The sequence below is a fragment of the Microbacterium sp. AG1240 genome, from assembly GCF_003635115.1.
Lineage (GTDB): Bacteria > Actinomycetota > Actinomycetes > Actinomycetales > Microbacteriaceae > Microbacterium.
In genome coordinates this window covers 609296-622035 of sequence record NZ_RBXJ01000001.1, presented here as the reverse complement: position 1 = coordinate 622035, position 12740 = coordinate 609296, and the positions used below count along the sequence as shown (strand labels likewise).

Sequence of the window (12740 nt, the reverse complement as noted above, 5' to 3'; positions counted from 1 at the left end):
ACACGATGAGCCCGACCACCGAGAGGCGGCCGGGCTCACGCGCGTCGGTGGTTCAGAATCCGTCGACGAACATCTGGGTCGCGGCGGGCACGTAGTCCGCGCTGGTCGCGGGGTCCCACCCGACGAGCGCGATCGCCGTGCCCTCGTGCACCGCGGTGATGCCGACGAGCCTGAACGGAGAGCCCGCGACCTCGCCGGTCGCCCGCCACGAGACCGACTCGTCGGTGCCGGTCACGGTCGTGGGGATGGTCTCGAGCTGCAGGTCGATGGGGAGTCCCGAGAGCTCGAACGATTGGCTGCCGTCGGCGCAGGTCGCGAGTGCTTCCTCGGCGTCGGCGAACAGTGTCTTCGCCTGCTCGGGGTCGGACGAGCTGACGACGACCGCGGTCATCGACCGGTCGTTGCTGGTCGCCATCTCTGCCGCGGCGTCGTCTGCGGTCGCCGCCGACTCCCACCCGGCGCCGAACGGCGCGAGGCACGAGGGGTCGGAGACCGTCAGACCCGGGTAGATCGAGCTGAGCAGCTCGGCGCTGGTTGCGTACTCCCCGGGCGGAAACTGCAGCTTGTCGAACAGAGCGGTCAGCTCTTCCGACGAGAGGTGCTCGACCGTGGCCGCCTCGCTCGTGGCCGGGGCGTCGGGTGTCGCGGGTGCCGCCGTATCCGGCGAAGCAGACGTCCCTTCCCCGGAACAGCCGGCGAGGGCGAGGGCGAGCACGCCGGTGAGCGCGAGGCCGGCCAGGGTGGAGCGAGCGGAACGGGTGCGGGTCGTCATCAGGCGCCTCAGCATTCTGCGTCGAGGTAGTCGCGGATGACCCCGGTGGGCTCGTCGAGCTCGCCGACGATCTCGATCACCCGGGAGTCCATGACGGGCTCGCTCGGGGTGGTCTGCTCGGCGATCTCGACGCTCTCGGCGTAGAGGTCGCGCGTGGTCTGCCACTCCGTCGCGATCTCGTCAGGTGCGGTGACCGCGTCGAAGACGGCGATGCGCTCGCTCAGGTCGGCGATCGTCTGTTCGGCGGGCAGCCCGATCTGGAAGTTACTGGGTGTCGCCAGCGTGCCGCCGACGTCGGAGTAGTCGGCGCAGAACGTGCTCGAAGCGGATGCTTGCGACTCCTCGGCGGCGGGGGTGACCGGCGAGACTTCAACCTCGGCGGCCGAGCAACCGACCAGCAGAGATAGGGCGGCACCCGCGATGACGATCAGGCTGACAGGGCGCAAACGCATGAATTTCTCCTCAATGGCGGACGTTTCGACCCTATCGACGCACCCCCGACGAGCCATTTCGCCCGCGGGGCTTGACACCCCGCCCCGGTCGCCGGACCGTGCCGCACGACGTCAGCGCCGCGAGAAGACCCTCATCGTCACGGCGAGCGCGGCCGCGCCGAACGACGCCGCCCACAGCGAGGCGGAGCCGACCAGCGCATAGCCCACGGCTCCCCCGACTGCTCCCACGAGCATGGCGCTCCACAGCACCAGGTAGGGCACCCATCCCCACCGGGCTCCCCCGCCCAGGGCGAACGCCAGGTGCTCGCCGACCTTCACGAGCGCCCCGGTCATATACGTGACGCCGAACGAGACCCTTCCCCGCTCCGACAGCACCGTGTTCGACGCTCCCATCGCGAGGGCGAGCACGCCGCCGGTCGCCACCGTCAGCTGCCACGTCGCGATGACGGATGCTGCGGCCAGGGCTACGGCGATGAGCCACAGCACGGTACCCCCCGCACGACGCGCGGCGATCGCGGTTCCGGCGGCGGCGCCGACGACGAACGCGGCGATGAAGAGCCCCGCCACCGCCGCGACCGACAGGTCGATCTCGGCGAGCGACACGCCGGCACGGGTGGTGTTGCCGCTCATGAACGAGACGAAGTATCCGCCGAGGTAGACGAACCCGAAGCCGTCGACGTAGCCCGCGAGCACGGCGAGTCCGGCGGCGAACGCGAGCCGTCGCTTTGTCAGCGTATGGACCATCCCCCACCACCCCCAGCTGTGACGCTAGCCGGTCCGCGGTCGAGGACGCTCCCGGCTACTCGCTGAGCCCACCCGGCCGGTCGGTGAGCCGGTCGAAGCGCCCGGCGCTTCCCCGCCTCAGCGCTTGATCGCCTGGTCGAACGTGCCGCGGCGCGAGTCGACGATCTGCTTGCCCAGCGGCATGAGCGAGACCGAGACCAGCTTGAAGTTCGCGATGCCCAGCGGGATGCCGATGATCGTGATGCACAGTGCGAGCCCAGAGAGGATGTGTCCGAGCGCGAGCCACCAGCCGGCGAGGATCACCCAGATCACGTTGCCGATCGCCGAGAAGACGCCCGACCGCGGCTTGTCGACCACGTCGCGCCCGAAGGGCCACAGCACGTAGCCTGCGATGCGGAACGACGCGATCCCCCAGGGGATCGTCACGATCAGCACGCACAGGATGACGCCCGCGAGCACGTATCCGAGAAACAGCCAGAACCCCGACAGCACGAGCCAGAGAACGTTGAGTATGGTGCGCATGCCTCGATCATGCCCCCTCGCGTCAGCACCGCCCTAGGGGTTGCGGGCGCGATCTTGGCCGGACGCTGGCGCTACGTTTCCCTCATGACCGATTCGTCAACAAAGCTCGCGGATGGTGACCCGGGTGCGCCCCGCCGGACCCATTGGGTGTTCCGCTTCAGCGTCTACGTGATCGCGTGTCTCGTAGCGACGCTCGGGATCGTTTGGCACCCGGCCGAGTGGATCGTCGCCGTCGCAGGATTCTTGATCAGCCTTGGCATCGCGCTCTGGTCAGCGATAGTGAACCGACGCACCGCATGGACGGGCCTGGATATTCTCGCCGCCCTTGGTGCCTTCGCTTCGCTTTTCGCGCTGACCAATTCGCTCAGCAACTGAGGCCGAGCCAGTAACGAGATGGGCGTTCGCACAGTCGCCGAGCCAGGACCACCCGTTCGCCGAGTCCGACGAAGCGGTCAGCGCATCCACCAAGAAATCGCAACGCTCTCTCCCCTGTTCCGCCAAACTGCTCACGTGGAGAACACTCATGTGGCTGTATGACCTGCCGATAGCCGTCGGGCTACCGCTCTTCGTCCTCGTCGTCGTCGGCGGATCGCTCGGCATCCTCCTGGTGCTCCGACGCTGGGTGCGCAGAATGGCACGCGAAGACATCGAGTGGGATCGCGTGCTCGGCTACGCCGTCGGCGCCTACGGCGTGTTCTACGGAGTCACGCTCGGGCTCATCGCGGCCGGCGCCTACGGCAACCTCGTCGAGGTCGACGACGCAGTCTTGTCCGAGTCTTCGTCCATCGCGGTGATGTACCGCAGCGCCGACCAATTCCCCGAGCCGGTCTCGTCCGAACTGCAGGCCGCGCTCATCGATTACACGGAGAAGGTCGTCGAACTCGACTGGCCCCTGCAGCAGCGACTGATCGTGCCCGAGACGACGGATGCGGAGGTGGGGATTATTCAAGACGCGATCCTCTCGCTCGACCCGGCGTCTACGACCGAGACCACCCTGCAGGCTCAGACGCTCGTCGTCTTCAACGATTTCGTCGCCGAACGGCGGCAACGTCTCGCGCTGACGAGCCTGGCCCTGCCAGGGGTGCTGTGGATTGTTCTTGCCGTAGGCGCGGTCTTGAACGCCGTGCTCATCGGCCTGATCCAGGTCACCAACCTGCGGATACACCTCCTAATGGCGGGGCTCATCGCTCTGTTCGTCTCCCTGCTGCTCTACGCGGTGGCAGGGTTCGACCATGCCTACGCGGGACCCGTTGCCGTCGAACCCATCTACTTCCAAGACCTCCTAGATGGGCTCTTCATCCAAGTTCCCTGAGTATCCCGCCCCCTCCGCAATCCGTCGTTACGACCCGTGTTATACCGCCGACACAAACGGGTGATACCGTTCCCCCACGGGGAGATTCTTAAGGGGAAAGGGATCGCACAACTGTGACGTCGCACCTTCGGGTCGACGCGACACCGGCGTCGCAGCGAGCCATTCAAATGAGTTCCAACCGTTCCGACGAGCTGAGCGACGCCCTCGCTGAGCCCACGTCTCCCGCAGATCAACCCCCTGCCCCTGCCGTGCCAGCCTTCAACTGGCGAAAGCGCTACGCGCGCATGTTGTGGATCAGTGACCTACTCACTCTGACCTGGGTCGTTTTCGGCGCGCAGATCGCGTGGTTCGGCATGGGCAACGCGGCTGTCGCCATACGCGAAGACTCGCGCATTACAGAGTTCTCGTACTGGACGTTCTCAGTCATCCTCATCGCCGCGTGGATGTACACACTGACGTTCGTCGACTCGCGCGGATACCGCGTCATCGGCAGTGGGTCGACTGAGTACGTGCGCGTCGCGACGTCGAGTTTCCGCCTGTTTGGCGTGATAGCGATCGTCGCGTTCCTCTTCCGGGTCGATGTGGCGCGCGGCTTTCTTCTGATCGCACTTCCCGCCGGCATCCTGGTATTGCTCGCGGAACGCTGGCTGTGGCGTCAATGGCTGGGCATGAAACGCCGTAGCGGGGAGTACTCCGCAAGGGTCCTACTTGTCGGCTCCGAGTCATCTGTGGCACAAATCGCACGCGAGCTGCACCGCTCCCCCGGCTCTGGCTACCAGGTCGTCGGCGCGTGCGTACCGTCGGGCCAGGTTGCTGGAACCATAGCTGGCACGACGATCCCAATCATGGGCTCGGTCTCAGCCGTCGGTCGAGCGATTCAAGCGACTGGTGCAGACACAGTCGCAGTCACGAGCACAGACGAGCTTCCCCCTGACAAAGTCAAAGAGATCTCGTGGAACCTTGAGGCCGGCAAGCAGCACCTAGTTCTCGCGCCCAGCATTGTCGACATCGCTGGCCCGCGTATTCACATGCGTCCCGTGTCGGGCCTGCCCCTCATCCACGTCGAAACACCCCGCTTCACCAAGGGTCAGCTCTTCGTGAAGCGCACGCTGGACCTCAGCGCCTCGATCATCGGGGTCATCCTGATCAGCCCGATCCTGGCGTTGCTGGCCATCACCGTGCGCCTCACCAGCCAGGGACCCGTGTTCTTCCGACAGACCCGTATCGGGCTGCGCGGCAAGGAATTCACCATGATCAAGTTCCGGTCGATGGTGACGAACGCTGAAGACCTTCTCGAGCAGCTGCGGCGCGAGCAGCGCGATGTCGGTAACGAGGTGCTCTTCAAGATGAAGAACGACCCTCGAATCACACCCGTCGGGCGGATCATGCGAAAGTTCAGCCTGGACGAACTGCCCCAGCTGTTCAATGTCATTGGCGGGTCAATGTCATTGGTCGGTCCCCGTCCTCCGCTCCCACAAGAGGTTGCCCAATACGCAGACCACGTCCACCGGAGGTTCCTTGCCAAGCCGGGCATCACCGGCCTTTGGCAAGTCAGTGGCCGCTCATCGCTGTCGTGGGAAGATTCCGTCCGTCTAGACCTCTCCTACGTGGAGAACTGGACCTTCATCGGCGACATTGTCATACTGGCCAAGACCGGACGCGCCGCTCTGGCACCCGGAGAAACTGCGCATTAGCGGCGCAAAGGGGCTCGAGTTCGGCCCTCGTTCGGGCGCGGATCTTCGACATCAGCTCGGGGCGGGCCAGCCGTCGTTGTTGCCCGGCCAGATTTCCCCAAGCGTCTAAAGCATCAAGGCTCAAGTCGTGCGGGACGCTAAGAATCCAAGCTCACCGTCTCCGAAGAACCGCACAACAACACCGAGCGCAATTAATTCCACCATGCATTCCATCTAATCGCCGTCACGAGGAACGTTTGTGACGAATGAACAGATTGTTGGTGCACCCGCAGGTTCGAGCAATGCAACTCGATCACTCGAGCGCGTAGCTGCGCCAGGCATTCCGCGCCACCCACGCGAACAAGCGCCCCGAAAGACCGACACGGCTTGGATAACGGAGTCGCGAGAAATACGGACCCCAGCTCGACACCGTCACCCAGATTTCATTGACGGAACTCATATGTGACGACGTCGCTTCTGTGACCACTGAACTCATAGTGACCGTCGACCTTTGCGGCAAACCGCTCAACCCGGACGCCTCAAACCAGCGCAAAATCGAGGGCGTTGCTGGGGAGAGCCCACGGTCTGGTAAAGCGCGGTGCCAAGAAGGCGCGAGGTTGCCCGATAGCGGACCGCGGATCGCTCTCTAAACGTGAGCATGGCCAAACAAGCCGTGGTGACAATATTCGCTCGGAGACATTAATCCCCGGCGGCAGGATGGTCTACACAACTGCATACACAGCATTCCCGACGAGCTGTCTCAGACCAAACTCGGGAGGCGTCCCACCAGAACGCTTATTTCGTCATCCTCAAGTTATGTAATGCGTTTCAAACGTGAAAGATCACGATTGGAAACGCGCGGGTACGCCGCCACAAGACAAAGCGGAAACCAAAACGAAACCCGCTCAGCGTACCCGTTATTTAATAAGCCGAACACGAGCACAGCAAGAAGCATCAGAACGAACGCCGCCCTCCATGACACCGGAACCCCCCTCACCCGCGAAAGCAGTGCCAGCGGGAAAGTGTAGTAAGCGGCTAGTAAGACAACGCCACCAGCGGACAGCAGCAGCAGAGGGACAGATACGCCGCTCGCAGAAGTCAAACCGGTCCCGAAGATCGGCGACTGCGCCCACGTTTCTATACCCGCACCCGCCAACTCAGCGCGCCTGATATAGCTCAAATCGCGCGTCAAGTTAACCGAGAGTCGAGATTGAAAAAAGACTACCGGAGCCAGCATGATCACGGCAATCGCGATGAGGGGAACCAGCAGGAGCGCAAATCCCCCCCTCCATTCTCGGAAAGCAATAACCAGGAAGCTGACGAGCAGCGCGGGCAGCCCGACAACAAGACCAGCACGGGAATCAGCCGTGAACAGCGCATTGACAGCAAGGAGCAAACCGGCGAGAGATAGTAGGCGCACCAACACATGCCGCCCACGCATTAGGAACAGAGTTACAAGAACGGGACATGCGAGCGCCACCGACAACGAGAGCGTATTCGGATGCGCGGCCAACCCAAACGCGCGCTCCCCGGTCGTGCCTTCCACAATCCCCTCTACGTTCACCAGCTCGACGCTAGTCAAGAGCGCTACGAACGCGTTGAGCGTTACTCCCGCCACCCAAGCGCCCGCTATCCACCTAAGCCGTCGACGACTCAGCTGAGCCTGCACAAGAATCAATACGGCTGGGACAGCAGTCGTGAAAACTATCCGGCTGGCAAATCCGATCGCGGAGCCTAGAGCAACCCCCGGCACCTCTGCGAGAATGGCCCCGATTGGAGCTAGAGCGATAGCCACGAACGATGGTAATACCACCCAGAAAGGAATGCGCAAGACAACCAAACGCGCCAGCCAGAAGTAGACCAACATCGCGAGTGCAGCAAGAGCAAATGCGTCGTACAGCGGGTAAATCGTGCGCGCACCCGTCCACGAAGAGGTCAGCGCGCTTAGGGAGATAAATACCGTGAAAGCCTTGCTACTCACAGATGAATGTAACCCAGCAGAAGCAGGGGACGTACGCGCCTTCACTCGATTGCGTGAACCCGCCCGACTATCCGTCGCGGAGCTGTTACCCAGCCGACTTACCCCCGCGGCAAAATTCCGCCTATCCATCATACCTGTTTTCTCTGCGCGAGTGCAGCAAGCTTGGACTCCACATAACGCTGCGGAACGGCAATGAGACGGCGAAACTTGTTACCACCATAAATTCCCCCGGTGGTCCCGGAGACACCGAGAAATACCGGCTTCCAAGGAAAGCGCGACATCGAAATTTGACGTAGCGCAAGCCCAGTAGCGATTCGCGCCGCTAAAACATGTTCGACGTACACCCCACGCATGTCATCTATGTCAGCAACCATATCCTCGAGAAGAAATTGCCATGCCGAGCGACCAGCGCCCACCAGTCGCGTATCTACATATGAGCGATCGAGAGCAGCCCGCGCTCGAACTTCCTCATCCCTCAGCGGAACTACCAGCCGCGCCGCGTCTTCGAGTGCCAATCGCCCGGTAACCTTGTATATGGTCTGATACTTACCTCTCAATCCACTCAGGTAACGTTCCACAACCTCAAACTCCGCGGAACCCTTACCACGCCGTTCTGCTTCGGGAGATGCGGGTATCACTGTAACGACGACACGTTCACGAGCATCTATGGGAATAGACTCCCTGAGCTCATCCGTAAAACATCCGGTTGTCTCCAGAATGACTAAGTGCACTTCCGGAGGCGTGTCACGGATCCAACTTTCCAGAGCTGACCGATACTGCGAGAGCCGCACCTTAGGGTCGACGACTGCTACCGGACCCGCAGCCTTCGGCGTGATGGCCGCGGTTAGCAGAACCAACGTACGCGCTGAGCTTTCAACGGTCACTGAACTTCCCCTCCCGGATTCGGGCGCACCCGGCTGAACGCTAGGGCCATAAGACCAAGAATCACAACTTGCGCGGCGACGGGAGCCAGGCCCAGCCAGCCCGGGGAGAGAGCTACCCCGATCACTGCAACACACGCCAGACCCACCACTGCGCCCACTCCGATTGACCTGGCGACAGACCGCGCATCGCCTATCGCAAAAAGCATCGACTGATACACCTTACTGACACCGCTGACGCCCGCCGCAATTACAAATCCCGCAACAATTGGGAATGCCTCGGAGTACTCTGGCCCCAGCACCAACAAAACAGCGTAGGAAGCCGGGAACGACAGCATAATCAGCCCGAACAAGAGGCCAAACGCCGCCAGCCGAACGCGACGGAAAATGTCCAGCCTGCGAGTTTCGTCATCCTGCGAGGCAATCTCCGGCACGAGAACGTTGAGCAGAGCATTCGCCAACAAGCTGGCAGGGCTGACAACTCTATTGGCAGCCGCGTAAAGCCCGACAGGCCCCGCACCTGCGACTATTCCGATCAGAGGCGACTCGAGCTGCGATACGTTCGACAACAGAGACGCTGACCAATAGTGACGTGATCGAGCGATCAGAGCGAACAGCGACGACGGCACGGAGAGGTAGGGCAACATCCCCAGTGTCGTTACGCCCAGCGCGACACCTAAACCGAGCGAAAGCCCGCCTAGGGAGTCACCGAAAGCGGATCCGATCAGTATCCCGCAGAGAGGGGCGAGTCTTTGACCAACGAGCACAAGCGCAGCGCGAAGGATCTTGCGCTGGCCGGACATTACTCCCTGGCCAAGCTCCCCCAGGAGCTCCACCGCGGCCGAAAGAGCTCCGACTAGGACTACTGCGCTCGACGAGTCTGCAGTCGAAAGGGCGATGGCCGCGGCTACTGACACAATCGCGACCGTCGTTCCAATCCGCGTGATCAGCATTGTGGTGACGGTGGACCTGTGATTGGTACCGCTCTCCGTCATACGCAGCGCGTACGACCCGAACCCGAAGCCCAGCGCGGCGCCCGCAAGTAAACAGCCGGACAAAACCACCCCGAAAACTCCAAAGTCTGCGGGACCTGCCTCGCGGGCGAACGCTGCAAACCATATGGCCTGAAACAGCGATGCCACCACCAAAGCGAAGAGGCGGAGAGTGAACCGCGGGCCAAGCCCACGCCAATTCATGCCTCATTCCTGCTCTTGGAAGATCTTAATAACATGACCTCGCAGAACTGAGATTTGGAGGCCAGAGGTCTGGTCATGGGCAACGGTTCCACATTTCTTGATTTCGCCATCGCATACGCGAGTTCTTTCGGGGTTGACCCCGACCAGGTCGCCACCTGCCGGGCAGAAGCCCAATCACGTTTGAGGCTGCGCGCACCGCCGAGTATAAGCCGGGTGCCTGCGGCCGCTGCCTTGCCCACCACCCCGCTGGGGCCGTTGTTGGAATGCACAACCGCAACGCAATCCACCGCCGAGATTACAGCGTCAAAATCTGAATCTGAGAGCGAGCCAAAGTGCGTGATCAGCCTCCCTTCTGCCAGCAGCTGCCGCAGGAATGGTTCGGCAAGCGCTCGCGCATCGGCAGTGAGCGAACCCGCGAGAACGAGACCACCCCACGGGATCGAGGCGACTGCTTCGGCAATAGCGTCCAGGTTCTTGCGCCGGGTTATCAGGCCCAAGACGGCCACCCAATACTCGCCCTGACCCGCCTCCATCTCACGCCGAAGTTCCCTCGTAGCGATTTCACTTGGCGCGAACGACACCGGGTCTGGTACCGACGGAACCATTCTTGTCCCCTCTCGCAACGAGCTCGAAAGCGCCCGCACATGAACGCGCCTGCGCAGATTGACTGCGAGAATAAGGATCTTCTTCAGCACACCCGATCCGACGGCACGAAGCCGCCCTCCAGATGCTTGGCCATCCGGTCGCATCACTAGGAGAGAGATTCGAGAGGACGACCGCCAACCGTGGAGAAACAAATGCTTGAGATACTTGTCTCCGTCGGGGATCACTACCACGCTTGCCGCCCGTTCGTCAGCCAAGCGGGCGAACTGCTCTAAATTCTCAGACTCGTCCAACTCAACAGCACCTTCGAAAGAACCCAGGTGCAACGCCCATTCGGGTGAGTCGCGCGCAACCTTGCTCGTCAATATAGAAATATTCATCGCAGATTCGTCAGCCGCGTCTGCAAGAAGGGAGACGTAGCTCAGTCGATGCCCGGTGGGGTTCCCCTCCACGATGATAACGGACGACGGCGCACCCTCGTTCGGGGTATCAGGTAGCCCCGCATCGTATCCATTGAGGCTCTTAATCATTGCGCGACGGCCTCCTAGCCTAATTACCAACCCGCGGACCAATATCGGCAATCATTCTTGACGCGACATCTCGCCACGTCAGCCCCTCAGTCGCAATGGAGCGCTGGGCCGCATCTCCGAGCCTCACGCGAAGGCATGGATCGCCCAACAGCCGTTCCAGTGCAACCGCCAGAGATTGGTCGTCGCCGCGCGGAACAACGATGCCTGACACCTCGTCCTCGACAAGGCGCGGCAACTCGTTGGCGTCTGATACCACGCACGGGAGACCACTATTCATCGCTTCTGCGATCACAAGACCATACGGTTCGAATAACGCGGGCAGCACAAATACCGCCGCACTAGCGTATAGGTCAGCCAACTCTTGACGGTCAGATAGACGACCAACCCATCTAACTCGCGGATCCGCCGACGGTCTAGCTTCCGGTCCCACGATCACCAGCTCAGCATTAGGAACGGTCACCTTCGAGAACGCGCGGAGGAGGACATCCCCACCTTTCCGTTCGAAGTCGTAGCCGACGAACAGAACGCGGCCTTCTTGTCGCGGGACACCCGACTGCGGGACGGGATTCAATCCCCCCCCAACCGCAACAACGCGATCGAGGGGTAGGGAGTATTCTTTCGATATCTCCGCCCTCACATGGCGTCCTGCCGTGTAGGTGGCGACGCTCATACGGAACTGACGTTGTTCCGCACCGAACCGACGCACGTACTCACGGCGGGGAAGGGACCAAGGCTCCCACTCGCGTTGGCTCAAAGACGCTACGTTGTCTACGAAGTTCACGTACGCCGCGTCGGCGTACGGAGCATAGGTATTGCGCACATGTATCACCACGTCAACTTGGTGCGAGCGCAAGAGCTGATCGCGCCTCCGGGACCTCGCCCAACGCGCCAGAGTGCCCTTCCGAAAGGTCGACCGCCAGTATCTGGGGGCAGAAATGATCGCGACTGCAGCGGTGAACAGTCGAATAGCAAGTGGTGGCGTGGAGTCGACGGTGGCGACAACGTCAACGCGTGGATCGCGCCGAAGGCCACTCAAAAGGCCGGCGGCTACCCCTGAATTCGTCGAACGTTGTTCGGGGTCACCATCTGCAACTATCGCAATCCGCAATGGAGCCTTCACGCCAACATCCTATGAACGCCATGCGCAAAGTTCTCGGTCATCTGCTCGAGACTTGGAACAGTTCGCTTACGCCGCACAAATGCGCCTCCATGCACAACCCGCGCAAAATCAGCAGGTTCATCCGCAGCATAGAAAACGGAGTCACCCTCTTGTAAATATTCAGCTTCGGGAGCGTGGAATGGCCAGCGGGTCGACACGAGGGGCACCCCAAGGGCGAGAGCATCGCAAGCAATCAAACCTATCCGCCCTGGCATTAGAATAGCCGAAGATACCGCTCCGATTGCCGCCTTCGTGCTGTTGTCAGCAAAGCCGAGACGGACAACTTGCCCACGGTTCACATGACTTGAGAGCAAATCCGCATCGCGCCCTTCACCCGCCACCAGAACTCGTGCACTTCGGTCGATCTCCCACAACCGGTCTAGTGATTCAGCAAGGAAGCCGACGCGCTTACTTGCGTCTAGACCCCCGATATATCCGTATACTCGCTCGCCGGGGCGAAGTCCCCAGCGCTCCCGGAACGCCAGAACCGTGTCAGGCGCTAGCGCCTGCGATGCGTAGCTTGTGTCGAGCGTGTTCATTACGGTTGTGATTCGATCCAGGTTCACACCTGATTCCCGGGCGAATTCTGCGCCGCCCGGGGTGTATGCGAACACTTGATCCGATCGCTTCATGAGCATCCGCTCGAGCGCCATGTCCAATTGGTTTGCGGGGGCAGTGTAAGCCTTGACGTGACCCCATAGACCCAGGCGACGGCGACCGAGGGATGAAGCCAACGCTCCGAGGTGAGCTTGGGGCAATGACCCAACCAGTCCGACTATGACGCCATCTGCCTCCGAGAAGCCACGTCCGGGTTTAGGAAACGTGATGCGCTTGCGCCCGATTTGAAAGCTTTGCTGAGAGATCCTCACTTCCCACGAATGCTGCGATGACGCGTCACCGCGGCCCGCTTGTTCT

The 12740-nt window shown here is 61.7% G+C and carries 13 protein-coding genes; 3 read left to right on the top strand and 10 right to left on the bottom strand.

Annotated features, from left to right (window positions below; genetic code table 11):
- Positions 1–52: 52 nt before the first annotated feature.
- The 4 genes from DEU34_RS02880 to DEU34_RS02865 all read right to left on the bottom strand — a co-directional run bounded on the left by DEU34_RS02880 (position 53) and on the right by DEU34_RS02865 (position 2490).
- Positions 53–772: a hypothetical protein gene (locus DEU34_RS02880; protein ID WP_121148698.1), complete on the bottom strand. Its 720-nt coding sequence runs from the start codon at positions 770–772 to the stop codon at positions 53–55.
- 8 nt (positions 773–780) lie between these two features.
- Positions 781–1224, bottom strand: coding sequence for a hypothetical protein (locus DEU34_RS02875; RefSeq protein WP_121148696.1), 444 nt, complete (start codon positions 1222–1224; stop codon positions 781–783).
- 111 nt (positions 1225–1335) lie between these two features.
- Positions 1336–1968 (bottom strand): YoaK family protein, encoded by a 633-nt coding sequence (locus DEU34_RS02870; protein ID WP_121148694.1) that lies wholly within the window; start codon positions 1966–1968, stop codon positions 1336–1338.
- Positions 1969–2085: 117 nt separating this feature from the next.
- Entirely contained in the window at positions 2086–2490 is a 405-nt protein-coding gene (locus DEU34_RS02865; protein ID WP_121148692.1) for a YccF domain-containing protein, read from the bottom strand.
- Positions 2491–2574: 84 nt separating this feature from the next.
- On the opposite strand from DEU34_RS02865, the gene DEU34_RS02860 reads away from it, so the two are divergent.
- The 3 genes from DEU34_RS02860 (at position 2575) to DEU34_RS02850 (ending at position 5496) form a co-directional block, all read left to right on the top strand.
- The gene (locus DEU34_RS02860) at positions 2575–2865 is read left to right on the top strand and encodes a hypothetical protein (protein ID WP_147423996.1); all 291 of its coding nucleotides are present in this window, start codon (positions 2575–2577) and stop codon (positions 2863–2865) included.
- Between the two features lie 148 nt (positions 2866–3013).
- A complete protein-coding gene (locus DEU34_RS02855) occupies positions 3014–3802 on the top strand; it encodes a DUF4239 domain-containing protein (protein ID WP_121148688.1) in 789 nt (262 codons plus the stop codon).
- Between the two features lie 167 nt (positions 3803–3969).
- A complete protein-coding gene (locus DEU34_RS02850; RefSeq protein ID WP_121148686.1) occupies positions 3970–5496 on the top strand; it encodes a sugar transferase in 1527 nt (508 codons plus the stop codon).
- A 793-nt stretch (positions 5497–6289) separates the two neighbouring features.
- On the opposite strand, the gene DEU34_RS02845 is transcribed toward DEU34_RS02850, so the two are convergent.
- From DEU34_RS02845 to DEU34_RS16170, 6 genes are all read right to left on the bottom strand, one after another.
- Positions 6290–7456 (bottom strand): O-antigen ligase, encoded by a 1167-nt coding sequence (locus DEU34_RS02845; protein WP_183042332.1) that lies wholly within the window; start codon positions 7454–7456, stop codon positions 6290–6292.
- A gap of 128 nt (positions 7457–7584) precedes the next feature.
- Positions 7585–8340: a hypothetical protein gene (locus DEU34_RS16080; RefSeq protein ID WP_147423995.1), complete on the bottom strand. Its 756-nt coding sequence runs from the start codon at positions 8338–8340 to the stop codon at positions 7585–7587.
- Positions 8337–9479, bottom strand: a complete 1143-nt coding sequence (locus tag DEU34_RS02840) for a lipopolysaccharide biosynthesis protein (protein ID WP_183042331.1) — start codon at positions 9477–9479, stop codon at positions 8337–8339. The genes DEU34_RS16080 and DEU34_RS02840 overlap by 4 nt, the downstream gene beginning before the upstream one ends.
- A 50-nt stretch (positions 9480–9529) precedes the next feature.
- On the bottom strand, positions 9530–10666 hold the full coding sequence (locus DEU34_RS16075) for a glycosyltransferase (protein WP_147423994.1): 1137 nt from the start codon (positions 10664–10666) through the stop codon (positions 9530–9532).
- A gap of 19 nt (positions 10667–10685) precedes the next feature.
- Positions 10686–11372, bottom strand: coding sequence for a glycosyltransferase family 4 protein (locus DEU34_RS02835; protein WP_396652110.1), 687 nt, complete (start codon positions 11370–11372; stop codon positions 10686–10688).
- A gap of 410 nt (positions 11373–11782) precedes the next feature.
- Positions 11783–12478 carry a glycosyltransferase gene (locus DEU34_RS16170; protein WP_183042330.1) on the bottom strand — a complete coding sequence of 232 codons (696 nt, stop codon included), beginning with the start codon at positions 12476–12478 and terminating at the stop codon, positions 11783–11785.
- Between the last annotated feature and the right edge of the window lie 262 nt (positions 12479–12740).

What these genes read in the sequence shown, in the direction of transcription:
- DEU34_RS02855 (WP_121148688.1), top strand. Translation starts at nt 3,014, where the DNA reads ATGTGGCTGTATGACCTGCCGATAGCCGTCGGGCTACCGCTCTTCGTC.
- DEU34_RS02860 (WP_147423996.1), top strand. Translation starts at nt 2,575, where the DNA reads ATGACCGATTCGTCAACAAAGCTCGCGGATGGTGACCCGGGTGCGCCC.
- DEU34_RS02880 (WP_121148698.1), bottom strand. Translation starts at nt 772, where the DNA reads ATGACGACCCGCACCCGTTCCGCTCGCTCCACCCTGGCCGGCCTCGCG.
- DEU34_RS02870 (WP_121148694.1), bottom strand. Translation starts at nt 1,968, where the DNA reads ATGGTCCATACGCTGACAAAGCGACGGCTCGCGTTCGCCGCCGGACTC.
- DEU34_RS02850 (WP_121148686.1), top strand. Translation starts at nt 3,970, where the DNA reads ATGAGTTCCAACCGTTCCGACGAGCTGAGCGACGCCCTCGCTGAGCCC.
- DEU34_RS02875 (WP_121148696.1), bottom strand. Translation starts at nt 1,224, where the DNA reads ATGCGTTTGCGCCCTGTCAGCCTGATCGTCATCGCGGGTGCCGCCCTA.
- DEU34_RS02865 (WP_121148692.1), bottom strand. Translation starts at nt 2,490, where the DNA reads ATGCGCACCATACTCAACGTTCTCTGGCTCGTGCTGTCGGGGTTCTGG.
- DEU34_RS16170 (WP_183042330.1), bottom strand. Translation starts at nt 12,478, where the DNA reads ATGGCGCTCGAGCGGATGCTCATGAAGCGATCGGATCAAGTGTTCGCA.
- DEU34_RS16075 (WP_147423994.1), bottom strand. Translation starts at nt 10,666, where the DNA reads ATGATTAAGAGCCTCAATGGATACGATGCGGGGCTACCTGATACCCCG.